This is a genomic window from Cellvibrio sp. OA-2007, assembly GCF_000953825.1.
Taxonomy (GTDB): domain Bacteria; phylum Pseudomonadota; class Gammaproteobacteria; order Pseudomonadales; family Cellvibrionaceae; genus Cellvibrio.
On the sequence record NZ_BBUL01000089.1, the window covers coordinates 1 to 25,667 of the forward strand.

24 protein-coding genes are annotated in these 25,667 nt (G+C 51.1%); all 24 read right to left on the reverse strand.

The annotated features are described in order from the left end of the window. Positions 1–44: 44 nt before the first annotated feature. Complete coding sequence (locus AWU77_RS09975) at positions 45–1,199, reverse strand: AGE family epimerase/isomerase (protein ID WP_062062615.1); 1,155 nt, start codon at positions 1,197–1,199, stop codon at positions 45–47. Between the two features lie 402 nt (positions 1,200–1,601). Further along, entirely contained in the window at positions 1,602–2,570 is a 969-nt protein-coding gene (locus AWU77_RS09985) for an AgmX/PglI C-terminal domain-containing protein (protein ID WP_062062621.1), read from the reverse strand. Position 2,571: 1 nt separating this feature from the next. Further along, on the reverse strand, positions 2,572–3,090 hold the full coding sequence (locus AWU77_RS09990; RefSeq protein WP_062062625.1) for a biopolymer transporter ExbD: 519 nt from the start codon (positions 3,088–3,090) through the stop codon (positions 2,572–2,574). Continuing rightward, positions 3,087–3,635 (reverse strand): biopolymer transporter ExbD, encoded by a 549-nt coding sequence (locus tag AWU77_RS09995; protein WP_062062633.1) that lies wholly within the window; start codon positions 3,633–3,635, stop codon positions 3,087–3,089. The genes AWU77_RS09990 and AWU77_RS09995 overlap by 4 nt, the downstream gene beginning before the upstream one ends. Positions 3,636–3,682: 47 nt before the next feature. Next, positions 3,683–4,360 carry a MotA/TolQ/ExbB proton channel family protein gene (locus AWU77_RS10000; protein ID WP_062062638.1) on the reverse strand — a complete coding sequence of 226 codons (678 nt, stop codon included), beginning with the start codon at positions 4,358–4,360 and terminating at the stop codon, positions 3,683–3,685. 77 nt (positions 4,361–4,437) lie between these two features. Further along, the gene (locus tag AWU77_RS10005) at positions 4,438–4,806 is read right to left on the reverse strand and encodes a hypothetical protein (RefSeq protein ID WP_062062640.1); all 369 of its coding nucleotides are present in this window, start codon (positions 4,804–4,806) and stop codon (positions 4,438–4,440) included. Beyond that, positions 4,799–5,533 carry a tetratricopeptide repeat protein gene (locus tag AWU77_RS10010; RefSeq protein WP_062062643.1) on the reverse strand — a complete coding sequence of 245 codons (735 nt, stop codon included), beginning with the start codon at positions 5,531–5,533 and terminating at the stop codon, positions 4,799–4,801. The genes AWU77_RS10005 and AWU77_RS10010 overlap by 8 nt, the downstream gene beginning before the upstream one ends. Further along, entirely contained in the window at positions 5,520–8,411 is a 2,892-nt protein-coding gene (locus AWU77_RS10015; RefSeq protein WP_238582368.1) for a tetratricopeptide repeat protein, read from the reverse strand. The genes AWU77_RS10010 and AWU77_RS10015 overlap by 14 nt, the downstream gene beginning before the upstream one ends. Further along, positions 8,408–10,369: a hypothetical protein gene (locus AWU77_RS10020; protein ID WP_238582369.1), complete on the reverse strand. Its 1,962-nt coding sequence runs from the start codon at positions 10,367–10,369 to the stop codon at positions 8,408–8,410. The genes AWU77_RS10015 and AWU77_RS10020 overlap by 4 nt, the downstream gene beginning before the upstream one ends. Next, complete coding sequence (locus AWU77_RS10025) at positions 10,357–10,854, reverse strand: hypothetical protein (protein ID WP_062063170.1); 498 nt, start codon at positions 10,852–10,854, stop codon at positions 10,357–10,359. The genes AWU77_RS10020 and AWU77_RS10025 overlap by 13 nt, the downstream gene beginning before the upstream one ends. Positions 10,855–11,256: 402 nt before the next feature. Then, positions 11,257–12,453 (reverse strand): hypothetical protein, encoded by a 1,197-nt coding sequence (locus tag AWU77_RS10030; RefSeq protein WP_062062646.1) that lies wholly within the window; start codon positions 12,451–12,453, stop codon positions 11,257–11,259. A gap of 149 nt (positions 12,454–12,602) precedes the next feature. After that, positions 12,603–13,595, reverse strand: a complete 993-nt coding sequence (locus AWU77_RS10035) for an FAD:protein FMN transferase (RefSeq protein ID WP_062062649.1) — start codon at positions 13,593–13,595, stop codon at positions 12,603–12,605. Then, positions 13,592–14,386 carry a type II secretion system protein N gene (gene gspN / locus AWU77_RS10040; protein WP_062062652.1) on the reverse strand — a complete coding sequence of 265 codons (795 nt, stop codon included), beginning with the start codon at positions 14,384–14,386 and terminating at the stop codon, positions 13,592–13,594. The genes AWU77_RS10035 and gspN overlap by 4 nt, the downstream gene beginning before the upstream one ends. Positions 14,387–14,475: 89 nt before the next feature. Beyond that, positions 14,476–14,961: a type II secretion system protein GspM gene (gspM, locus tag AWU77_RS10045; RefSeq protein ID WP_238582371.1), complete on the reverse strand. Its 486-nt coding sequence runs from the start codon at positions 14,959–14,961 to the stop codon at positions 14,476–14,478. 13 nt (positions 14,962–14,974) lie between these two features. Continuing rightward, positions 14,975–16,243, reverse strand: a complete 1,269-nt coding sequence (gspL, locus tag AWU77_RS10050) for a type II secretion system protein GspL (RefSeq protein WP_062062655.1) — start codon at positions 16,241–16,243, stop codon at positions 14,975–14,977. Between the two features lie 57 nt (positions 16,244–16,300). After that, complete coding sequence (gene gspK / locus AWU77_RS10055; RefSeq protein WP_062062658.1) at positions 16,301–17,431, reverse strand: type II secretion system minor pseudopilin GspK; 1,131 nt, start codon at positions 17,429–17,431, stop codon at positions 16,301–16,303. Then, on the reverse strand, positions 17,400–18,080 hold the full coding sequence (gene gspJ / locus AWU77_RS10060) for a type II secretion system minor pseudopilin GspJ (RefSeq protein WP_062062661.1): 681 nt from the start codon (positions 18,078–18,080) through the stop codon (positions 17,400–17,402). The genes gspK and gspJ overlap by 32 nt, the downstream gene beginning before the upstream one ends. Beyond that, the gene (gene gspI / locus AWU77_RS10065; RefSeq protein WP_062062664.1) at positions 18,077–18,571 is read right to left on the reverse strand and encodes a type II secretion system minor pseudopilin GspI; all 495 of its coding nucleotides are present in this window, start codon (positions 18,569–18,571) and stop codon (positions 18,077–18,079) included. Before gspI ends, gspJ begins: the two co-directional genes overlap by 4 nt. Beyond that, positions 18,568–19,140: a prepilin-type N-terminal cleavage/methylation domain-containing protein gene (locus tag AWU77_RS10070; protein ID WP_062062667.1), complete on the reverse strand. Its 573-nt coding sequence runs from the start codon at positions 19,138–19,140 to the stop codon at positions 18,568–18,570. The genes gspI and AWU77_RS10070 overlap by 4 nt, the downstream gene beginning before the upstream one ends. A gap of 25 nt (positions 19,141–19,165) precedes the next feature. Further along, entirely contained in the window at positions 19,166–19,600 is a 435-nt protein-coding gene (gene gspG / locus AWU77_RS10075) for a type II secretion system major pseudopilin GspG (RefSeq protein ID WP_062062671.1), read from the reverse strand. 80 nt (positions 19,601–19,680) lie between these two features. Beyond that, positions 19,681–20,919 (reverse strand): type II secretion system inner membrane protein GspF, encoded by a 1,239-nt coding sequence (gspF, locus tag AWU77_RS10080; RefSeq protein ID WP_062062674.1) that lies wholly within the window; start codon positions 20,917–20,919, stop codon positions 19,681–19,683. Between the two features lie 12 nt (positions 20,920–20,931). Next, positions 20,932–22,452: a type II secretion system ATPase GspE gene (gspE, locus tag AWU77_RS10085; protein WP_062063176.1), complete on the reverse strand. Its 1,521-nt coding sequence runs from the start codon at positions 22,450–22,452 to the stop codon at positions 20,932–20,934. A gap of 27 nt (positions 22,453–22,479) precedes the next feature. After that, positions 22,480–24,543 (reverse strand): type II secretion system secretin GspD, encoded by a 2,064-nt coding sequence (gspD, locus tag AWU77_RS10090; protein WP_062062677.1) that lies wholly within the window; start codon positions 24,541–24,543, stop codon positions 22,480–22,482. Positions 24,544–24,550: 7 nt separating this feature from the next. Continuing rightward, positions 24,551–25,585, reverse strand: coding sequence for a type II secretion system protein GspC (gene gspC, locus AWU77_RS10095; protein WP_062062680.1), 1,035 nt, complete (start codon positions 25,583–25,585; stop codon positions 24,551–24,553). Between the last annotated feature and the right edge of the window lie 82 nt (positions 25,586–25,667).

A 25,667-nucleotide genomic window follows, 5' to 3' on the forward strand; every position in this document is an offset into this window, starting at 1 on the left:
GCCGCGAGTTCATCGCGGCGCGCTTTTTTATTTTTAAAGATATTTTATTTGTTTGCAGCTAATTCAAAATGATCGATCAACTCCATCGCTGCCACAATTAAGTGGTAGAGCGTACTGGCTGGAGCAACATCAACGACAACTTCGTCATTTTTGCCACGCTGATCCACGTAAGAACCCGGTGTTGATGCGCAGAGATAATAGGTAAATAAATCATCCACACCTTTCACTGCGATCGCCTCTGCATCTGGATTTCCTTCACGGATCTGCACCAAACTCGCTTTGATTAATTCAGTGATGCCCCAGCAGCGTTTGTTGGAATCAATCACTGCTCCGGTATAACTCACCGCATCAAACAACAAGCCGGATTTATCCATGCCGATTTCCAAGCCGCGCGCATAAAGCACTTTGGTATATTGCGCAACTGGCCGACCGGTGCGGCGGTGATACCAATCGAGCAGCCATACCCATTCCATCATATGACCTGGCTCTACAGTATCGCCTTTGGCGTTGGGCAAACGCGTCCAGTTATCGTCAAAAAATTCAAACAGTACACCATGTTCTGCATCGAAAAAATGCGATTGAAACAGTACAAATAATTCACCGACTCGCGCAAGGTATTTAGCATTGTTAGTTGCATCGTACAATGCGAGAAAGGCTTCAAATAAATGCATATGCGGATTCTGGCGGCGACAGGCGTAGTCGTAATCACCTTCAATCCAACCGCCCACAGCCGAACCAAAACACGCATCCAAATGGGCAATTAATTTGTCAGCCTCTTGCAGATAAGATTTGTCGTCAAACGCGCGATAACACCATGCATTGGCTAGCAAAAAGAAGGCGTGATCGTAGAGGTCTTGCTTGGTATCAACTACCACAAAATCTTTATCCAGCAGATGGGTATAACCACCACCCGCCGTTGGATGAGCAGCCGCTTTTTGCACAAACGCGAGTAAATTTTTGGCAACCTTTTTGCCCTCGGGGCACCAGCCGCGATGATAGGCAGCCGCAAAGAAAAATGCCTGACGCGCCTGCACCCGCACACGGGTACTGGACTCCAGATCGGGCAGGCCCGCTGGGGTTAAACGCTCGTAATTAGCGTTGGTGTTAGGTTCTATGCCGCGCGCCAACCAAAGTGGCAGGGCATCCTGTTTGATCCAGTGTTCGAGGCGACTGGCCGCCGCACGCAATGCTTGTGTCATAGAGATTCCCAATTCGCAGCGCCGCCCCTGGCGAGAAAAATAATGATCGGATTGATTGCGGCTGATATAGCAGTGGCATTTTGCGGGAGGATTACACCAGGCGCAAATAAAAAACCCCGGCGAACCGGGGCGAAAAAACACAACAGCGGGCTATGGCTTAACAATTCATCACTTACAACTACCGGCAATCCTGGAGTACCGCCTATCGTTAAAATACGACTAACTGTAATCGATTACCAGCAACCAACTGAGAATTAACAGGCCTTAGCGGACAGTATTATCCCTATAAATGTAACCGGTTTCAATCTTTGTAGCAAATTTATCTAAAAATGATTCACACTAGCAGATAAAACAGAGAAGAATTAAAAACCCCCGATCACTCGGGGGTTATGGGAGGCGGGACTATTGCGGTAAAAAATCGAAGGTTTGGTTGAGCGTGGTTCGCGCTACATTGGACGCTGGGAAAGTAATCAGCCGAATGCGCTGCAATATTTTGCCTTCTAACTCTTTATCGCCCAATTCGCTGGAAACCAAACTGGCTTCAACGATTTTGCCATTGGGGTCTATAACTATCTTGACCACCATTTTGCCTTCCAGCGCCGCGTTCTGGCGCAAAGCGCGATTGTAAATTGAATAGATGGCGCCCTTGTGCTGCTCCATCACTTTACGGATTTCCTCTTCGCTACGCGCTGCACCGCCTGCGCCATTACTATTACCAGCAGTTGCCTGACCCGATTTTTTAGTACCCTCTGCCAAGCCACTGGAGACCTTGGTGGTCTCGCGCCCGGAAAGCGCCACACCGCCGGTATCGCGGCTTAACGCGGCAGTATTAATACCGCCACTGGCCTTCTTGGCGCCGCTAGTGATCATCGCCCGGTCGATCTGGGCTGCCTCACCGGTGCTATTGGTTACAGTGGTGGCTGCAGTTTCCACTGCGGAGGTTTGCATCATTTCACGCATTTCTGCGAGGTCGTCTTTGAACTGCATAACACCGCTGTTCTCCGCTTGCTCACGGGCTTTTTCCAGCGTGGGCTTAGGCGGTGCCTTAACTGGCTCTTTCGGCTTTTCTACCGGTTTCGGCTCTGGTTTTTTATCCTCTGGCTTGGGTTCCGGTTTTTTTTCTTCCGGTTTCGGCGGTTCAATCGGTTTGGGTGGCGGCAGCTCTTTTTTCTCCAACACCACACGCGCCAACTGCGGCGGCAACTTTTCTTTTTCGGCCCGCGCAATTTCCGGCAAATTAACGATGGTGACCACAGCACTCATCACTAACATTACCGCTAAAAAAATCAGCAGAATTTTAGTGAAACGTTTGTCGTCATCAATCGATGAACTCCAGGGAAGCTCGAGATTAGGCATCACAATACTCGCCATATCAGCCACCTCCCGCATCGACGCTAACTTCTTTTTGCGTCACTGCCAATGAGATAGCGCGATACTCTGCCGCTGCACAAGTTGCCATTACCTTTTTCAACAGTGCATAAGGCAATTTCTGATCCGCCATAATCGTGACCGGACGCCCAGTGATCAGATCGGTTTCTTTTAAAGGCCCGGCTTTTTGCGCCTGATATTTTAATTCGGCTTCCAGCGGAAGAAATTTATCATCAGTACTGGCCATTAACTCGGTAAGTTTTCCCACACTGCGGCCACCGACTACTACATCGGTTGCACTAACAACGACCAGCAAATTATTTTCGGGCACTTGCTCCGAAACCGAAGCGGGTAGTTTGATGCTTTTATCCGCTTGCAACACTTCTACATCACCGGAGTTAACCAGCAGGAAAAAAACCAGAATGGTAAAAATATCCATGAGCGAAACCAGATTCACTTTGGATGCTTGATTCAAGCGACGGTGGTGTTTGGCCATACGCTTGGCGCGGAGGGATTGTTTCATTGGTCACCTCCTGCTGTGGGTGCCAATGCACCGGTTGACTCGCCTGGTGGTGGCGCATCACCCAAGGCAATTTCCGGAAACAATTCCGCATCGACAACAGAGGCAGCCACTACCGCTTTAAATGAACGCGCGGTATCCATAGTGCTGACCAGCGTTTGATAGTCAGTTTCTTTTTCCGAGAGGATATAAATATCTTTTTTCTCTATGCCTTTGTTTTCTAACAGGCGTTTGGTTTCTTGTAAAACAGTCGCTAGCAGTGCGTAGTCGTACTCACCGGCGGGAGTTTTTTCAATCCATTTAAGTTTAATCCCGGCTGGGTAATTCACTTCAAATTTGTCTGCGCGAATAATCAACTCTAATTGCTGAGGCGGCTCCTCTGTAGGGGGAACACTGGAATCGGCCATGTCGGGCAGCTTTAAATCCAGCACAGTGGTGCGCGCGAGCACCATGCTCATCAACAATACCGGCACCAATATGATCATCAGATTCATAAAGGAGGTAATGTCGAGGTCAGCATCCTCTTTAAATCGGCGTTTAATACGCATAGGTAAATCCTATTCGTTAACTTGGCTATGCAGGGTATAAAAAGCGCTTATTGCGCAGCCTGTGGTTTTGCACCTGTGTCCTGCGTGCGTGTGCGCGGTACATCTTGCACATGGGAAATCATATTCAGGCATTTCACGCCGGCCATTTCCAAGCTATCGATAATTTCAGTGGTTTTACTTTGCAACATAGAGTGAATTAACAGCAGCGGAATAGCAGCGATCAAACCAAATGCCGTGGTGTTCATCGCTACCGCAATAGATGACGATAGCAACGCCGCTTTTTCGGCCGGGTCAGCACTGGCAACTGCAGTAAAGGCTTGAATCAAACCAATGATGGTGCCGAGCAGCCCCAACAGCGTTGAAATATTGGCGAGTGTGGCGAGATAAGCCGTGCGTTTTTCCAAACGCGGCATAGCTTCCATTACACCTTCTTCCATCGCCAACTCAATATCGTCGCGGCGCGGTGATTGCGCCATACGAGCAATGCCTGCAGCAATAATACGGGCGATAGGTGCATTAATACTTTTACCCAAGTTCACCACACCGTTGTAATCCTTTTTTTGCAGCAGCGGCAGTATGCGATTAAAGGCCTGGCGGTTTGCACTTTTTGCATTCGACAACACCAACCAACGCTCAACAGCAATCGCCAAACCAATCACCAATACCACAGCGATGGGATACATAAAGGTGCCGCCATCTTGAAAAAAACGAATCAAAGTATCCATAACCTTATTAACCTCGAAGAAAGAAAATCGTCACAATAATTATTAAAAACTGGTTTAAAAAATAGGTTTAACAAATGCTAATCATCCGCCTGATCCAGCTCGCCAGCGGCTTCCAGGCTGCGCTGCATTTCATCGCGCTCGACATGGCCGAACACGGCATCTTCCTGACTGCTTAACATCTCCATTTCCAGATCCGGACTCAGCGGCGACTGCCAAGGTAAAATATACATTACCCGCGGCTGCTCCTGATTGCCCGTCACTGTGGTTTGCAAATTGATATTGGCAGAACCAATCATTTTTTTATCGTTTGTATTTTTATTGCTCGCAGCAGAAACATTTTGATCGGATACTGGCGCAGCAGCATCAAGTTCCGCTGGCGTTTCTGGCGCTTGCGCATATGCCCCCAGGGTTGCGATACACAAGATTATAAACAAATACTTATTCATCACTCACGTCCTCTGCTGGGGCCTCGGTGGTAGTTGGCGCTGCCGCTTTAGGTTTTGGCGAAACACCCAAGCGCCGCTGCAAATCGGCAATCCAACTGGTAGCCTGCTTATCTTCACCGCCACGCAACTGTAAATAAGCTTCGTAATGCGGCAATGCCTCCGCACTTTTCCCCATATACAAGTCGTAAAGAATGGCGATATTTTTATGGCTCTCGGGATGAAATGGCCACAAGCTCAAGGCTTTTTTATAATTGAGCTCCGCCTCAGAAAAGTTACCTGCTTCACGCTGTAATATCGCCAATTGATTGTAGGCATCTAGGTTGGTGTGATTCGCGGTGATTGCATCATTAAAGGCTTGCGCTGCACGCTTGTCTTCTTTTTGCGCGCGATACACCAAACCCAAATTGAGATAGGCGCCGGATAATTTATTATTTTCCGCAATCACTTTTTGCAACAGTGATTCGGCCAAGGCCCATTGCTTGTTGTTCATCGCCCGGGTGGCATCGGTAAAATGTTGTTGCGCCTGCCGGCTCACTGAAGGTTTATTTTGCAAATAGGGATTCGGAGTTGCAGGCCCAGCAGGTAATATTGATACGCCTGCCGCAAGTGGCGCGGCAGAATCGTCACGGGTTGTTTTAGTTTTTTTACTGGGCCCGGATGAGCAGCCAATCAATAGAGACATTAATGTCATTAGCAATAAACTGACAATGAGCTTAGTGAATCTCATTGCTCACCTCCAGACGTGTTTCCGGTTTGTTGTAGCGCGCGGGCAGGAGTTTGGCGAGCGCATCAAAACTGCGTTTTACCCCCGCATCATAAGTGCCCTTCCAGCTGCGCTGAACATTCACTTCATGAATTGCAATGGCTTTTTCTTCAAACGGATAGGCTTGCTCTTCCAATAAAATTTCGTACTGCTCTAAGGCTAACTCATCCAATTCTTTGGGCCGCTGCGAATTCATTAAATCGCGACTGAGTTGCGCATAGATTTCACCAATTTTAAAACTTGCGTTGGTGGTAAATTCACTCACGCCAAACGCCAAAATTTGCTCTTGGGCTTTAAGCGCTTTTTCCAGTGCGGCGCGTTTGCGCTGCAGGCTATTTTTAAGCGGAAGGGTTAATTGGATGCGAGTAAATTCATCGTAAGCGGGCTGCGCCAATTCAGTTTGGGCGCTTGCCGCCAACCACGCAGAGCGGTCGGTTTTGGCACTGCCCGCGCGGTTGTGGGTGTTAATAATATTTTGCAGCCAATACAGACGTTTTTCTTTATCACCCGCTGCACCATACAATTCGGTTAATTTAAATTGGGCTTCAAGATTATTCGCCAGCGGACGCGGATATTCGGTGGCGTAGCGACGATACTGCTCAATCGACTGGGCGCGCCTACCGGATTTTTCATACAGCTCGGCGCCCATATACAGCGATTGGCGTTTTACATCCGGGTCAGTACTGGTGCGCTCCATTACTACCAATTCATCCGCCGCCAATTGCCACTTATTTTGGTTTTGATAAATCAACACCATCTTCGCTGGCAAGGTAGATGACAATGAATGATCAGGGTATTTTTTGCGGAAACCTAAATACACATTCTCCGCCTGCGCCCACTTTTCTTGTTCAATCAAATAGACACCGGCATCGTACTGGGCTTTGGCGGCAATCTCGGTATCGGGTGTGACCTGGGTGATACGCAACAATTGTGCAATGGCAGCATCTTTATCACCGAATTCCAAACTGGCTTCTGCCTGCCGATAAATGCTCGCCGCAATACGTTCACGCACCTGCTGTGCATTGGGCGCGCCGGGGTTTTTACTGTACGCGGGCAATAACCTTAATACTTCTACATAAGCTTGTTCCGCTGCGGCGTATTCTTTGGTTTCAAAACGGCTGTGACCTAATATCAACCAACTGGAAAATAATAATTTACCTTCCGCAGCTGGCTGCCATTCAATCACCCGTTCCGCCACCATTTTTGCATCGACAAACCGATTTTGCTGCAACAAATCATTTGCTGCTTCGGCGAGCACAACCACTGCGCGCGGATCTGTGTGATACACATCGGCGAAATTTAACGCGTTTTGAATTTTGCGATTCTGCCACTCTTGCAGGCGAGTGTCGGGCAAGCTGCGCGCCGATTGAATTAACTGCTGCGGTAATAAAATCGCCGCATAACCCGCATCGGCGCCGCGCAATTTATCCATATAGCCATAGGCGACTTGCTCGTAAGCATCCATCGCCGCCGGCAGGTTGCCCGCTTCATTGAGGCATTCAGCGAGTAGAAAAGTCATTTCAGCCACCTGTGCATCTTTGGCAAAGGTCTGCACAAATTCGCGATACCATTTTGCCGCGCGCGCAAATGCAGCCGTGGCTTCGCTATTATTTTTTGCTTTGAAGCTTTGCGCCTGCGCGTGCTCAAACTGCGCCAACTCTTGCAAAGATTGATGTAAATAAGCGAGGGCGTTATCGCCAATGGCACCTTGGCGCTGCGTCCAATAATTGCTGCTAATACCGTAGCGCTCTACAAAATCTTGTTTCGCAGGCAGGATCAAACTGGGGAAATCCCCTTCTTGATACACATCGATCACTTTAATACTAAAGCTGGGGGCAAAATCGGAATTGGCATTGTGCTGTACATAGTGTTGATAGGTTTCAGCGCTATCGGTAAAGCGTTTTTGATCCAGATACAATTGCCCCAATTGTTGATAGAGCAAATATTCGTAAGCGCGCCCACCGCCCAACTGGGTTTGCAAATCACTAATGGATTTTGCGCCTTCCAGATAGGAGAGCGACAGCGCCATTACGCGCAAGGTGTCTTTCACCAAATTGGCTTTAGACGCGCCGATTTCCGCCAGCGCGGCATCGACATCTTTTGCGTTAGTCGCATGACCAATTAATTGGTCGAGCACGCCAGCAAATGAATTGAGTGCAAGATCGTAATCGCTGCGTTTAAATTGCGCCCACCCTTTCATATAGAGCGCATTTTGTTGCAGCTCCGGGTTACTTCCTTTTACCACTGCATCGTAATTGCGCTCAGCGGCAGCGTAGTCGCCATCGGCAAAAGACTTTTCTGCGCGGCGAAATTGTGTTTCCGCCATAAATTTGGAATTCGGATTGGTATCTGCTAGTTGATCCAGCACGACTGCGGCCTCGTCATTGCGACCGTCGAGCGACATAGCTTTAGCCAATTTATAGCGCAGTTGATCAGCGGCTATACCTTGCACTGGCTGCGCACTTTCACTCTGCATTTTCAACAGCTCGCGATACATGGCAACTGGTTTGTCGTAAAAACGCCGCATATCCGTTGCATCAAGTTGGGCTTTTTCACTTCGAGCCATTTCCAAATCCGCAAGACGCACCATAATTTGTTGGCGCAGCGCCGGATCTTCTGCCACCGATAATGCACGTTGGTAACTTTCTTCGATGCGCGCCATATCCAACACCGCCACTTTTGCTTTGGCATCGGGCATTTTTGCGGCGGGCAAATCGGCGAGGGTTTTACCGCGTCCGTCATCGCCCATACCAATCATGCTGCAACCTTGCAATTGCAGTGCGGCGCTCACTGCCAGCGCGATAAGCGCGGGTTTGATTGTTAAAAAGTTAAGGCGCTTCATTCAGGCTGCCTCCTTAACTCGGCATCGTATAACCGCGCTACTGCGAGGTGCGCTTGCGCGAGATAATTATTTAACCGCTTTTCATGTGCCGCTAATTGCCCATCAACCTGGTGCCGCAAGACCCGGCTTTGCTGCGCGATCAACTGATCGGTATTCGATAGTTGCGCATCGACATCTTTTTGCAGAACCTGCAAACGCGCCAACGTCGGCTGAATATCCATACTGGTTAAACTAATCTCTTCAATGTTCTGGCGAACCTTGGCGATCTGCGCAAGGGTCTCATCAATCGTATTTAATTCTGCTTGCTGGGCTGCAAGTTGTGCGGGATAGGCTTGCGCCGCGCGCCACATTAGAATTCCGCCAAACATTTTTATACGGGTTTCCAGTTCGCGTGTATCTTGCCCTGCCGCTTTCATTCGTGCGATGGTTTGCTGCCCGCGCTCGATACGTGCGTAGAGCTCTTGCGTTTCTTCATCGGCCAATGCCATGTAGTTTTCGCTGCTGCTAATCTGCGCCAACTTCTGTGCCAGTCGATCTCGCTCAGCGCGCAACTTTTGCTCTTGTTGTGCAACAGTATTTTGTGCAATTTGTTGCTCTTGGCGGCTGCGCGCTGCTTGTTTTTGTAATAGCAGTTCGTTGTACGCATCGAGTTTAGGCAGCCAGTTTTGCAATAGGGTTTGCACGCGCAACAGATCGCGCAAATCCAGCACTGCTGTTTGAAAGGCGTTTTTAGCAAACAATTCATTGAGATAAGCAGAGCGGGTTTTGATAATGCTGGTGCTATCTAACTTCAGCCAATTTTGCCCGTCATCGGTAACAACCGCGGTGAGTGCACCTTCGTCCGGCGAATTACCGCGCAAAATTGTTTTTGCCTCTTCAGCAGGGAGCGGCTCGCTGCCAATCAAGGTGAGTAATTCACCTTCGGTGAGTGTTGCGCGCATATCGCGGATTAATTGTAGCTCTCGCGTTAATAATTCTTCTGCAGTTTGATAGGCATTAACCGCCTCACCCTCTGCGCCTAATTTTTCGTAGGCGTACGGCACGGCCAGCAGCGATTCCTGCACAGCGGGATACATCAAACTGCGCGTGCGCAATAGCTGCCAGGGCTTTAGCGCAACATCATATTCTTCTTGCGCAACCGCAGCCCAACCGTAACCCAGCAATGCTTGGTTGGCGAATACACCGTTGAGGCGCACTTTGGTAAATTCACGAATGGCGGCGGCGTATTTTTTTTCTGCGAGGTAGGAGTAACCAATGGCGGTGTAGGCTTTGTCTTGCAGCGCCCACTGCTCTTTGCGACGCACCGGGTTATCTGTGATATCTATATCGCTCAATTCGCTAAAAAACTGCTGCGCGCTGGCAAAATTTCCTTCGCGTGCATGGGCCGCGCCTAAGTTGTAGAACGTATAGGGGCTCCACGAACGCAGCTCATCGGCATCAATATTTTTCAGCGTTAGATCAGCGTAATTGTTATTGCGAATACGGATATTAATTTGCAGCGCCTGCATTTGTGCACGCAGTGCCGGTTTAAATTTATTGCTGACACGCGCAAAACTCTGCTCGGCTGCATTCCAATCGCCACGGGTGTAATAGAGTTTGCCAAGATAAAACCAAGCGGCATCGCGCACGGATTGTGGGCGGCTCTCGTCCTGCAAAATCTCCTGGAATCCATTTTCTGCATGATTTTGCATGCCGAACGCCAGGCTAACGCCGCCCGCAATTAATTCAGGATTGTCACCGTGCCCCTGAATACCATCGCGAGTATCAGCTACCATTAACTCGGCAAGCGCTGCCATGTAATCTTGCTGATAATAATGATAGAGCGCTACGCCGTAGCGCAAATCGGCCACGGAGGTTTTGGGTTTTTCTTTTGCCGAACAGGGCGATGCGATAATCGCCGTGGTCAACACAAGAAAAAAGCGCAGACTAACCAGCAGCAAGCGCATTACATCTGCCATTGTTTGATTTCAAAAACAGGCTGTAATTGCGCGGTGGAATCGACAATGCGCAGTTCCAACACCACCGGTTCCTGATTTTTGTTAATCACAATCTTAGCGCCGCGCTTGTAATCCTGCTGCGGGCCACGCCCGGTAAAAAATGCGCTGATTTCATGCTCACCGGCTTTTAAATTGCCGATATACAAACGCTGCACACCACCGCGAAACAGGGCTTTGGTTTGTTTTTCGGTATAGAGCTCGCTGGCGACCAGTTTGTTATTGATCTCCAGTTTGATCGCGTCCAGCGCAAAATAGTTGCCCAAATCCATAGACACATAAACGGCAACCTGACTGCTGGCAGGATAGAGCAGCTCCTCTTCCAGAATTAATAGATCGCGGTTAAGAGTCAGCACTGACTCTTTTAGAGATTCCACTTGAGCTGCACTTTGGGCCGGCACGTCTGCTTGTGCAAATACAACTGAACAACATAGCAGGGGAATCAACATTACCAGATGAAACCACTGGCGCAGGGGATGGATCATGCTCTCTCTCCGATTTCTGAGTGGACGACTCTCGTTATCAACAGGCTATTGCCTTGTCCATGGCGGGTAAAGCGCGATCTTGGCATTGGTCGCCGCAATAAACGAATCATTCTAGAAGCCAAACGGTTTCTTGGATGTGACAGTGAGCACAGTTGATCTGGCGCCTGAGTTATTTTTTGATACAGGCTTCAATAACGTTCAAATACTGCCCAATCCATAGAATTTTCATCTAAAGAATCCAAGCTTAGTCGTTTTCATGAGGATTGTAAGTAGCATCGAATCGGCCAGCTGCATCTGCTACAACAAAAAACCGGTGAGCCGCTCGCCGACTCACCGGTTTCTTGGGGCTACTGGCACAGCAGTTACTTATTCTGTGATGCGAATCGTATCGAGATAGATGTAACCAAACGCAAAGGGAGTGCCGGTCGCGTAGACGTGAAAGCCCAAGGTTTTTACGTTGTCGCCATTAAACCCATTGGCGAAGCTACTGCCGACTTGAGTGGTCAGGGTATGCCACTCGGTATCTATCATTGCCGCACTGCTGAAACGCTCGGTAGTTACCGCTCGCCCGGCACCATCCGTTGCTACCAAGGCAAACTCTACCGGGCTGGAATAGCCGGATACGATTGCTGAACGCAGCTTCACTTGCATACTGACTTTTTTATTTTTAATGCTGATGGCCTTCGCTAAACTGGTCTCAAGCGCCCAGTGATCAACACTGCTTTGCCATTCCGGGTAAGTACCTAAACCTTGTGAGAGATGCTTATGTATTTCAAATATCGAGCCGTCATAACGCACAAACTTCCAATTATCTGCCGCTGCAGTGGTATTAAAGTGTTCCGCGTAAACCTCTTTCGGCGTTGCGACTGAGCCGGTTCCTTTAACCCATTTGATATTGTCCAACTGAAATTTAACGCCGGTTTGCGCACCGTGATCGATGGAAGGACGAATCAACAGTGCAGTATCAACCCGTTTCAAGTCCAATCCATCGCGCACCAAATCAGCAATACTAATACCGACGGTTTGCCATTGATTTAATATATTGACCGGCACTTTTACCGAGTGCGAAAGACAGGGCCAGACACACTCTACGATCACATCGAATAGCATTTGCGCTTTGTTGTAATCATAGGCATCGCCATAGCTCAGCACATTAATATCAAAACTCAGCTTACCGGTTGCATAAGCACTGCGATCAACTGGATCGGTATTCACATAGAACTGGCTCTCGTAGCCGGTTTTTTGCCCATACGTCACTTCAACCACTTTTCCGTGTCCGGCAGCGGCAGAGTCCGCCAGTTTCCATTGCACATTACTCCCATTGATCTCGGTCTTATAACCTTGACCTTGGCCGGTGACTGCGTTGCTTTCCCATACCTGAAACGCACCCCACTCTTTGTTAATACATTCCGCGAATATCACCCCTGCTTCACTACAGCCACTGCTGATGGTGCCGGCTGAACTCACTCCGGTAGATCCACCATTATTTCCTCCACCGCCACCACCACCGCCGCACGCAACCAACAACACACTTGCGAACGCCGCTCCCAGTACCGATTTCATAACAACTCCTTAAGATAAATGTAACGCGGCTGCTGTACCTGAAGGCCTCAATAAAAGCAGCCAGAGCGCACCCGATTGGGCGCGCTCATTAGAGCAGAAGGGAGGAATGAAACATAGATTGGCGCGACAAAAGCGTGACACACTAGAGCTCAAAGAGGGCTGGCGAGACCTTCGCTATAAAACACTTTGCCATCGCTGGTAATAATCACTGCATCAAAGCCAGGCAGCTTGTCGATTAGCGCCAAGCCTTTTTCCACGCCCAGCACAAACACCGTGGTTGAGAGCGGGTCGGTATCAAACCCGAGCGGGCCAATGATGGTGACGCTGTTGATGCCATTGGTGGATTTGCCGGTGCGCGGGTTGATGATGTGATGCACCCGCTCGCCCTTGTTATCGATAAAGTAACGCTCGTAATCACCCGAGGTAGAGACAGCTACATCCGCCAGCGGCAGGGTGATAGCCACGGCATCGGCGCGTGGGTTTTTGATGCCCACCATCCAGGGGCGACCAAGTTTATCGCCTATAACGCGGCTATCACCACCGGCGGTAATGCTCGCGTGCTGCACGCCAAACGATTGCACAATCGCAATCGCGTTATCCACCGCATAGCCCTTGGCGATGCCACCCAAATCGATATACAACTTGGGATGCTCAAACCAAAGGGTATTGTTATTGGCGTCGAGATGAATCAGGCGGTAATTGATCGCGGGCAGTAGCGCTTCGCGCTGCTGTTCGCTGGGGGAAAGTTTGTTGCGGTAGTCGTAGTAGCGCCCGAGGGAAGCGAAGGTGATGTCGAACGCACCCTCACTTAAGGTGCTGTAATAATTGGCTTTTTGGATAATTTTCGCCAGCTCGGGGGAGATGCTGATTGGCTTGTCGGCGCTGGCTTTGGGCGCTAATAGATTGACGCGGTAGAGTTCGCTGGTTTCGATATAAGGGCTGAAGTGGGCATCGATACGGCGCATTTCAGCCATTACCGCCGCAACCGCTTGCTCAGCTTTTTCATCGTTCTCTAACCAAAGTGCAACACTGACTTTGGTGCCCATAATATCTTGCGTATCGCCATGCCATGCGGCCCAACCAGATTGACCGCCAAGGGACAATAGGGCGCAGATCAGCCACTGCGACAGACTTAATTTCACAGATTTATATCAACTTGATAGTGAGTTTTGCCCGCTTCATCGACCCGGTTTTCCTGGGCGAACATAGCGAGCATATCTATAGCATTAGCGGCCTCAAAAAAGGCTTTTGGCGCCGCTAACTCACCGGTGACTTTGCCACCACTGGGCGCCGCCAATTCAATTTGCAGGTTCACATCCACCGGCCCGGTCAGCTGGAAGAGTTTGGCGCTAATGCCATTATTGCCATTGTCGCTCAGCTCTGCGCCATAGCTGCCGATATCCAACCAGTTAGTCCCGGTATTCACCCGAGCGCCATTCCACGTGAGGTTGCCTTTAAGTTTGAGCAGTACATTGCCCCGCAATTCAAGTTCATTAATATGGGTCGAGAATTGACCTTGAATCGGTACCGGCAGCTTGGGTTGCAGGAGCGCAACCGGCAGTAACAGATCCGCATTGCGCACCTTAATCGCGCCACCAGAGCCACTGCACAGTTCACCGTCGAACGTTTGCATCGGTAACTTGGCGGCCACCTGCGCACAGGGCGACAGAGTCAGCAATGACAGCGGACTGAGGCTCCAGCTTAACTGACCCAGTGAGTATTCTTGATCGACCGTGCGCACGCTGGCCAAACTGGCGCGGCCGTTCCAGAGCGTTCCAGTGACGCCACTGAGTGCTATGCCGGTACCACGAGTCAGCAGATAAGCGCCCCAAATCGCCGGGATACTACTGATTACAAAGACCAGAAATAGCACGACTCCGAGTGGAATCCAGAGTTTTTTGTGAGTTTTTAATAGCACAGGTAAACGGCTCATAGGGCTGATTTCAATCGTGTACGGGTTGTATCGATGCGTTAGCAAGCAATCGACAGGAGCATCAACTGATCGTTAATGTAGCGTGTTAATTAATTTTTTTGCAGGCGCAAATTGACCGTAACCTGTCCGGGATCATTAGTCGCGGCAATCGACAAATCGCTCACGCGAATCCCCTGTTTGAATTCAATTTCATACAGCCATTGCATTAACGGACCGTAACCAGCGCGATCCAAACGCACTCGCACTTCACCATTAGCGCCTGGCTGAAAACCGCTCATCGACAAGCCATTTGCACGCAAGCTGTTATCGATCAAACCACTGATATTCTCGTTGCTGACACTCGCCCCGGCGTTGCGCGCCTGCTGGATTTGCGCCGCTGCAATTTGCACCCGCCCAAGCGTTTGGGTAGAGGCAATATTGGCCGCCAGCAACTGGTCGCGCTTCTTCTGGATCGGCGTGAGCACTACCAGCCACAGCAGGTACAGTGCCACCGCCACACTACAGCCTAAAATAAGCATTTGCTCGCGGCGGTTGTACTTGTTGAGCAGGGCCAACAATTGATTAATCTGGTTCATAAAGGCCTACCGGTTAAGGATTCTTGGTCACTTTGAGGCGCGCAGTCTGCACATTGCCTTGGGCATTAAAACTCGATGTCTCTGCGTTCAGGCCTTGATCGCGAATTTTTTGGCTGAGCGATTCAAACGCGCTAAAGCTGTCGGCCTGAATATTGATATTCAATTCGCCCGACTCACCCGCATAGGCAATACCTTTGATAATGACATTTGGTTCCTGAGCGATCAGCGGCAGCACCTGTGCCATCAGCGCGACCACGCTGGCCGACTGCCCAACCGGTTTGGATTGGCGCAGCAGGTTGTTGAGTTGTTTTTCCGGATCAACAATACGCCCCTGGGTGATAACACCGCGCGCAGTCGTTTCAATTTGCTGGCGAATTTTCAGGTTTTCGCCACCGAGTTTATGAATTTCAAACATGAGGGTGCCGAGATAAACCGCGACACAAACACCGGCAAAAATCGCCACGGATTGCCAGAGTTTCCACCAGCGCTCAATTGGCAAACGCTGGGAAAAATCGCCTTGGCACAAATCAATCGAGCTATTACTGAAGTCCAGCGCCCACTCATCGGCAAGGGTTTGACTGGCGATAGAGTTTTGCAGCTCGGCAGGAATCAGTTCGCCCAAGCTGGCGAGATCACCCTCAGTGGCCGCGCGCAGGTGCAGGTTGGGCAAGCGATCTACTCGCTCCTGATCACGCAGTAACATTTGTAGTGCCATGCGCGCATGTTGCTGCGCCACACTGAAACCCAGCGTAGCGGAATAGCGCAAGTAAACCTGATCTTGATACAAACCTAACGACCAGTGATTGTCTGTGTCAGTCACCGCTTCAGCGGCGAGCGGCAGTGTCAGCGGCGCAGTCCAGCAGCGGGTCACTTCGATACCCAAGGCGGCAAGCTCAGCAAAAGCGGCTTGCAGCCAGATTTTGTCGGCAAAAGCGACGACGACTTTGCCATCGGCCGGGGTACCCAATGCAAAGTGAAGATCTTCCACATCACCGACTACCGAGTCTTCCAGCTGAAACGGCAAGAGATTGCGCAGGTGTTTTTTCTCTTTTTCGCTGTATTCCAACTGGCGTGTATTCACGCGGCTGCCGGGCAGGATAAGCCAGGCCGATTGTGGATTGACCGGTTTGTCACTCAGCGCGGCACGCAGGGCTTCGCGGTTGCCAGTCTCGCCTTCGCTGGCGGGCGTACCGTCGATACCCAGCCAGCACCAGCGAAACTGATCCGCCAGCGTTTTGCCGTCATCGGAGGTGGTTACAGAGAGCACCAATTGCATGGACATAATTTGCTCTAACTCGTTATTAAAATCAGCTTGTTAGGAGTCTGATCGGGGTTAAGGCTATTCAACCAATTCAGTATCGCCATCGTCATCTTTTTCGCCGCGATCTACGGTGGGCAATTCAAACACATCGTCGCGGCGGATCACTTTAAGCGTGCCCGGCTCAGCGCCGCGCATCAGCAAACTGCGCATGCTGCGGCGCTGATCAACTAGCTGCACAGTGGAATTCAGCCAAAAATATTTGGTCGCCGTGTTGAGCCCGTCTACATCCAGCGGTTTGCCGGCAAACATGCTATCCCAGGCGGCGGATATAGCAGCCTTGTCCGCAAACCCTGTCTGCGGGCGGCTGGTGATAAACCGCTCCATATCGGCGGGGTTCATAGGTTCCAAATCACCCGATCCGTTAAGACACAACAACAGGTTATTCATGCCCTTGCCATAGGGGCTGATCAAGTCCAGGGTATTGATATTCAGTCCGGCATCTGCCACAGGTAAGGCAGTAATATAGGGCTGCAACAGTGTTACCAACATCGGGCTTTCATTAAAACCGCGCACCAGACGCAGTTCATCTACCGATTTAAACATGGAGTTCGCCGCGCGATAGCGCTCTTTTAACCCCTGATAATAATTGGACTCTGCACCGCCCGAACCGGACTCAGCATCATCTGCATCAATCCAATCAACTACGCCAGCCAACAGCATTGTTGCTTGGTTTGTATCGAGGGGCAGCTCAGGAAACGTCTGCAACAAGCGTATAAAACGCCGCTGTGGTTCGCTGTAGCGCTCAGGCATTCCTTCGGTTATGTTCGGGTCGATAGGGCGCGCCAAGTCGTTCAGATTTAACTGGGTAGTGGCATCGGTCATTCTGGCAAAGCCGCTGACGCCTTCATCCTCAATCGGAACCTCACTGCCCCAAGGCTCACCTAAATAATCGATAGTTGGGTCGAGATCCGCTTCGCGGAACATCAATTTGGCCACCTCTTCGGTGCCTTCCAAAAATGCGCGTGCTTGTGCGCCGTGCCAGCGGGTTTCTGCGCGCGCCAAACCCAACTGATATTGGGCGGCAAATTTGACACTGAGCCCAGCCACCAGCGCCACAATCAGCAATACCAGCACCAGCACAGTACCCTGCTCTGCACTTGGCTTGTTGGCCGGAAGACTACTGTTCAGGCATGGCAAAGAGACGCACACTGCTGCCAACTCCTTTAAGTTCGATGGTGATCTCTACTGCCAGCGGCAGATCCTGCGCACTTGCGCCCTGCTGATTATTATCCGGCCACTTTTGCAGCCAATCCTCCGAGAATTCACGCCCTTCCAGCGCCGACTTACCTCTGGATGTGATCGCTCCCTGAAACAATAAACGCAGCTGAAAATCCTCAACATCGTCCAGCAATAACTGGTGGACACCGTCATCCTCTTCCAAATCTACATCGGCTAATTCGAGATTTCGCTCGGGTGCAAAATCGCGCCACAACTGACCATCAACCACCCTGTACCCCACCAGTTGTAGATCGCTACGGGGCAAGTTGGAAAAATTGACCCAACCGCGACGTTTAAATAACAGCACTAGTTGATCGGCATCTTCACCCGAGGAGCGCAGGCTCTCCGCTTGAAACACACTATTTTTATCTGCCGCTGCCGGAGGTATTACATGACGTAAATCCGCTGCGATGATCTGCCAAGCGCGGTCGAGGCGATTGATCTCTGCCAATACCTCATTCGTGCGCGTGGCACCGTTATCGGCTGCATTGAGCGATTCAAATGCCATCACCGCGATTAGCGCCGATATCACCAGCGCAATCAGTACTTCTAATAAAGTGAAACCCCGCGACCGATTCATTGGATCACCTGCACCAGCTCAGGGTCGCTGATATAACCAGTCAACCGCGCCAGCGCTGGCTGATCTTCGTCAACCGCCGAGCGCCCCAAACTCATGCCATCGGCGGTGCCTAACAGGCGCACGGCGATTTCGACTCGTTTAAAACCGGGTACCGGCAAGGTGTCCATGGCGATAGTTTTTAGCTGCCACTGCCAGCGCAACCCCATCATATCCACAGTTCCAGCGTCTTTTTCTGGCACTTTGTAATCGACCAGCGCTTTCTTGGCTTTTTGTTGCTGCAACAGGCGCACTCGCGCCAGCTGGTTTTCCGCCACCCAATAGGCGTAGGTTTTATCGCGGATTGCCGCTGAACCATCTAATTGAGTCATCACCAGGGTAATCAGCGCGGGCAGCGCCATCGCCACAATCATCAATGCAATCATGGCCTCCAGCAGGGTAAAACCGCGCTGCCTAGTGCCCGCAGCCGAGGGGCGCAAGAGAGAGAATTTCATCGCCCGCGCTGCTCCTCTTCAACTCGTTTTTCTTCGCTGAGCCAATGCAGCTCACCGGCCAGATCCAATTCAAATTGCTCGGTTTGAACTATTGCACCGCTGGCTAATTGATCGGCATAAATGCTGATTTCAACCTTGCCTGAGCCATCGCCACTGGGGAAAAAACCCATTACCGGGTCTTGATACTCCAGCTCCGGATCAAATTCCCAAAGCTCATCTTCCACCACAAAATCGATCTTCTGCCCTTCCGCTAAGCAGTGTTGGCTCAGCTCGGGCAAATCCTGCCATTGGCGGTCACGCACCCGGCGCCATTGATAGCACCACTGCTCCTGCCCATCTATATCCTGCGCTGGCCGAGGCTCAACAAACAGGCCGTGGGTTTCGCCCTTAAGCACCGATTGCTCGGCGATATAACTGGCTTGAAGCATAAACTCTTCGGCTTCTTTGCGGGTCATATCCGCCGCCGCATTACCGCCGACTGCGATCGAAATCACACCCACTGCCATACCAATAATAAAGACCACAAAAATGATCTCGATCAGGGTAAAGCCTTGCTGGCTGGATTTCACTGGCGCTGCCTTTGGTGGTTAAAACTTACTGCTCGTCCCAGACGCTGATGTCGGCGTTTTGGCCTTCACCACCACTCACACCGTCGGCACCCAGACTGTAAATATCATATTCATGGCCTTCACCTGGGCTCATGTATTGATAGTCATTGCCCCATGGGTCTTTGTTCAGGTTGTCGATGTAACCGCTCGACTTAAAATTGCGCGGTACCGGTGCGATAGAGCTTTTAGTCACCAGCGCTTCCAAACCTTGCTCGGTAGTGGGGTAATTGAAGTTATCGATGCGGTATAACTTGAGCGCGGTTTGCAGGGAGCTAAAATCCGCGCGCGCTTTTTGCACATTGGCTTTATCCAGGTTGTCCATCACGTTGGGCACTACAATACCGGCCAGCAGGCCGATGATAATTACTACCACCATGATCTCGACTAGCGTAAAACCCGCTTGCTGCGCTCTTGTTTTCATCGATCTTATGTTCATTGTTGTACTCATGACTGTCTCCTGAAATATCACTATAAACGGCTATCAACATCAACTCAGTCGCGTTAACCGAGCTTGGTCATTTCGAAAATCGGGGTGAGAATCGCCAATACAATCACGCATACCGCTCCCCCCATAAAAATAATGGTGGCCGGTTCCAACAAGCCCATGGCCACACCCAACATCATTTCCAATTCGCGCTCCTGATCTTTAGAGGCGTTATCTAACTGTTGCGGCAGAGTGCCATTGGTTTCACCACTGGCGACCAGCTGCACCAATAGCGGCGGAAAATGACCGGTATTTTCCATCGCCCGGCTCAGGCTCATACCCTCGCGCACCGAGGCGGCGACCGTATCGCAAGCCTCTTGCAGGATTTTATTGGTCATCACCTGACCGGAAATATTCAGTGCCTGAAGCAGCGGCACACCACTGGCAGACAATAAACTCAAGGTGGCAGCAAAACGCGCCGAGTTAATCTGTTTCACCAACTCGCCAATCACTGGCAGCTTCAGCTGCACCACATGCCAGGCACGCAGGCGTTTGGGGTCGCGCATCAAGCGCTTGATGAAAAAATACACCCCGATCAAGGCAAATAATAAATAGACGCCGTAATTCATTAAAAAACTACTGGTGGCAATAAGACCCTCGGTCAGCGCGGGCAATTCGCGCTTGCCCTGCTCAAAAATTTTGACCAGTTTGGGCACTACCAGCACCATCAACGCAACAATTACCGCGAGGCTCACCACCAGCATTACCACTGGGTAGATCATCGCCATTTTGATGCGCTGTTGCAGCTGCTGGCTGGTTTGGGTGTAATCCGCCAAGCGCTCCAGTACCGGGCTCAAATAGCCAGATCCCTCACCGGCGCGTACCAGTGCGCGATACATATCGTTAAAGGCGACCGGATTGTCGCCCAGTGCCTGCGCCAAACTAAAACCTTCCAGTACTTTGGTGCGCACCTGTAGCACAACACGTTTAACGTTGGCTTTTTGCGATTGTTTAGCGGTTGCATGCAGGGCTTCGTCGAGCGGCAGACCAGATTTGACCAGCGAGGCCAACTGGCGGGTAATCAAGCTGAGGTCGCGCGTACTTAACTTGGATGCACGGCGGCGGAAACTGGCAGCGATATTACCGCTCTCGCTATTGGCTGCTGCGGTGCTATCACCCGTGGCGCTCACCACCTCCAGCGGCTTTAATTTTTTCGCCCGCAATTGCGTGCGAATATGCCGCTCGGAATCCCCTTCCAGAATCCCTTTTACGGTTTTGCCTTCATCGGTCAGCGCTTTGTAACTGTATGCACCCATAATCTACGTCCGCTACAGCTGGGTGGTGACGCGCAGCACTTCTTCAATGCTGGTGACGCCGTTGAGCACACACTGACGGCCATCGTCGCTCATGGATGGGCTGTGTTTGCGCGCTTCGGCCAACAATTCCTGCTCGCCCGCTTGCTCGTGGATGAGATGGCGCAAACGCTCGGTAATCTCGATTAATTCGTAGATCCCCTTACGGCCGCGATAGCCCTGCTGATTGCAGTGTTTACAACCGCTGGGCGCCGGACGCCAGATGGGCGTTTCTTCCGGTAGTTTGAGCATCTCGCGCTCGGCGTCGCTGGGCATATATTGCTCTTTGCAGTGGCTGCAAAGTACACGCACCAAGCGCTGCGCCATGACCACTTCAATACTGGATGCCAGCAGGAAGGGTTCTACGCCCATATCTTTCAAGCGCAACACCGCGCCAATCGCGGTATTGGTGTGAAGTGTTGATAGCACCAAGTGACCAGTCAGCGATGCTTGAATCGCAATTTCGGCAGTCTCGCCGTCGCGGATTTCACCGATCATCACCACATCCGGGTCTTGCCGGAGGATTGCGCGCAGACCGCGCGCAAAGGTCATATCAACCTTGGTATTCACTTGCGTCTGGCCAATACCAGGCAACAGATATTCGACCGGGTCTTCGATGGTGAGGATATTGCGGCTGCGGGTATTGATATGGCTCAGGCCCGCATAGAGTGTGGTGGTTTTACCCGAGCCGGTCGGACCGGTTACCAGAATAATGCCGTGGGGTTTAAGCAAGTTTTTGGTCAAGCGATCATAGACCAGCTGCGGCATCTGCAATTGCTCAAGCTTAAGTTGGCCTGCGGCTTGATCGAGAATACGCAATACAATCCGCTCGCCGAACGCAGACGGAATGGTCGATACACGAATATCTACCGCATGGCCTGCAAGGCGCACGGTAATACGGCCATCTTGCGGCAGGCGTTTTTCGGCGATATCCAAACGCGCCATTACTTTCAAGCGCGATACCAATACCGGCGCCAATTCCGCCTTGGGCGAGAGCACTTCGGTTAATACACCGTCGATACGGAAGCGTACCGATACGCGGTCTTCAAAGGGTTCAAGGTGGATATCTGATGCACCTTCGCGCACCGCCTGGGAGAGGATCGCATTGATCAAGCGAATGATAGGAGCGTCATCATCACCGGCGAGCAAGTCAGTACGGTCGGCCAAATCATCGGCCATAGACGACAAATCAAATTCGTTGCCTAAGTCTTCCGCTGCACGCTGCGCTGCGCCATCGCCACTTTGATATTCACGTGTCAGGCGTTTCTGGAAGTCTTCGGCGGGCAGCTCTTCCAGCACCAAATCGGCACCCAAAATACGCTGCAGTTCCAACAATACATCCAGTGTCAGCCCAGGGCGATGCAACACCCGCGGCATTAAACCGGGCGCCAGCTCTTCCAACATCACGCCATGTGCGGAAGCAAAACTGAACGGCAAACGCTCATAGACCGGGGGTTCGGCTACAACTTCGTCAAGGACCTCATCGGTCAGCACCAGCGGCTCCAACTCTAGCTCGCTCACGGCTTACTCCCCGGTTGCGTCGGCAGCATTTGCTGCTTCGGCTTGCTTGGTCTCTTCGAGATACTTCTTAATTTCCGCATCCCACTCAGGCAGTACCGGAACTTCGCGCTTAGGCATCAAAATGCCACGTGAGCGCTGGAAGTTAACTTGCTCTTCGCGAATCGTCCGGTATTTTTCTGCGGTAGCGCCGGTTAACACTTCGTCGGTACGAATAATGGTTGAACGCAGAAAGATCAACAAATTGGTTTTGCGCTTGGAGGCGCTCTGGGTGCGAAACAAGTGGCCAAGAACTGGAATACTGCCCAGCACCGGTACCCGCGAATCACCCTTATTGACTTGATCCTCAATCAAACCGCCCAGTACCACGGTTTGACCGTCACCCGCCAGAATTTGGGTTTTGATTTCACGTTTGCTGGTGGTAGGGCCATTGGGAGAGTTTTGAGTATTGCCAATCACCGAGGAGATCTCCTGCTCGATATCCAATACCAAGCTGTCGCCTTCATTGATGTGTGGCGTCACCTGCAGTTTGATACCTACATCTTCCCGGTTAACTGTATTAAATGGACTAGCAAAAGAATTCGCACCGCCGGTAGTGCCAGTGTTAGCTCCCGAATAGGAACCGGTGACAAACGGCACCTGTTGCCCTACCAATATGGACGCTTCACTGTTGTCGGTGGTCAATAGGCTCGGTGTGGAGAGGATATTTGATGATTCCGTGGTCTGCAGCAACTTCAGCACTGCCAAAAAGTCGATGCTTTTACCCAAACGCCCAACACCAAACACAGGCGATTTAACGGTATTTATGCCACCGGCTAAGGCGCCTAGCGCAGTAGTATCATCGGGATTTTCCAATATATTCAAAGCTGGCCCAGCCACGCTACCCAGCGCCCCACCGGAAGTGAAACCACCAAAGCCTTGCTCATCACCTTGATACATCCACTCGATACCAATCTCTTTGGCGTTGTTTCCGGTAATCTCAACAATAATCGCCTCAACCAATACCTGCGCACGGCGAATATCCAAGCTATCGATAATCGACAACATGGTATCCATTGTGTCTATATCGGCGGTGATTAACACCGAATTGGTTGCCTCATCGGCCTGCACCGCAGGTGGCGTAGAATTGGCGGGCGCACCCTCGGCGTTTTTACCTTGCCCCAAGCTTTGCATCATGCCCGACAATACTTTCGCAACATCTTCTGCCTTGGCGTATTTAAGATATTCAACCCGCACATTGTTGTTTTTGGATTGCGGGCGATCCAGATCATCGATCAGGAGTTTAAGCCGCTGACGAGTGAGGTCATCACCACTAATGACTACCGCGTTAGTGCGCTTATCCGCCACGATCACCGGTGGTGATGTAGTCATACCACGGTTGGGATCGGGTTTCTCCAACTGCGACAGCATGGCAACTACGTCAGCAGAGTTGGCGTAGCGCAGTGGAATCACATCGGTATGGGTCACGCCGATTTTATCCAGTTGCACCACTAATTCGTTCATCCGCGCAACGTTAGCGCGAGTGTCGGTAATAATCAGGGCGTTGCTGGGCTCATACGTTGTGAGATGGCCATACTGTGGCACCAGCGGGCGCAAGGCCGCGAGGATCTTGGCAGCACTGGTGTTTTTAAGCGGAATCACCTGGGTGATATAGAGGTCGTCTTTGTTGGTGACATTGTTCTCGGTCGGGATAGGCAGGTTGCGCGCGTCGCGGTTCATCACGATCCGCACAATATTGCCGCTCTCTACCGCGGTAAAACCATGCACATCAAGCGATGCCAGAAATAGCTCGTACAACTCTTTGGCATTGAGTGGCTTGGAATTGATCACCTTGATCGGGCCGCGCACTTTGGGGTCAATGATGAATGTTTTACCCGTCAGACCGGCGATGGATTTGATCACATCCTGAATATCGGTATCGTTAAAATTGACCGCCCAGCGGGTTTCGCCTGATGCGTCAGCCGGCTGCGCTTCTACCTGAGCGAAGACAGCGCCACTCATACCCATAAGTGTCGCCAGCAACAGGCCGCTGATGATGTTGTTATTGTTACGACCATGAAACCGGATCACAAAAACCTCACTTGAGCATTACGTCTAGGTTAACTGTACTGCCACCGCGTCTGATTTCCAGATTCGCCGATGTGGCACTACCCATACTTTTGTAAATTTCCATAATCTTTCCCGGGCTGCTCAATGGCACGCCGTTGACTGAGGTGACTATGTCATCAGTCTGCAGCCCCAGTGAATTAAACATCTCCGCATTGCGGCCAGGGCGAATTTTGTATCCCACCACTTTGCCGCCTTCACGATAAATACTCATCGCCACTACATCGGCGAGGGTTTTACTCGCGGCAGCGGCTGAGGGATCAGCCCCAAAACGCGGAGAATTAACCGCTGGGCTTTTATCGACATAAAGTGGCGGTTGCTGTTGATAAGGTGGGTTGGCATAACCACTTGGCGATACCTGCACATCACTCGTTTGAGGGGACGCAAACGAAGTGGTGAGCTTGGGGGCATTTGGATCTTCTTTGAACAGCCAGAGCGATTCAAAGGAGCCGTTGTTATTGATAATAACCCGCCCATCCAACACCTTGGCGAGGGTCACGTTGTTGCCCACAGGCAGGGTATCGCCTACCGCATACACATCGGCACGCTCACCTGAAGCGATAATAGCCCGACCGGCTTTTTCTTCATTGCTGCCAAGCACCCCGCGCAACACCAAGTTGAGTTGAGTATCGGCAGCATCATTTTCAATGCCCTGAGCGACGGGCTGGGCATCCACCGGCGGAGGCGCTTCCTGAGCGACATCACCAAAGGGAGCCAATGACGTAATCTGACTTATGTTAACGGATTCGGGTGCCGCCCCCGATGGCTGTACATCAGCGGCGACCAGCGACAAGGTTGCCGGCGGAATCACCGGATTGGGAATGATGAGCCAAAACAAGCGCGCCAGACTGTGACTAAGCCAAATCACCAGCAATAGCATGACCAGCCACTGCCAGCGCTGCAGTGACACGCGATTCAAAAGCGCAAAAAAGCGCCTGAGTTGGATTTCCAACTGGGCAGTACGCTGCTCGAAGGCGGCTCGATGACTAAGTGATCTATCTTGCATAGGTCTGATTGAATCCCCACCCGGGCTGTACGACAAGAATCAGTGTGATGGCAAATAGTAGTCGTATCAAAAGCTTAGTGCG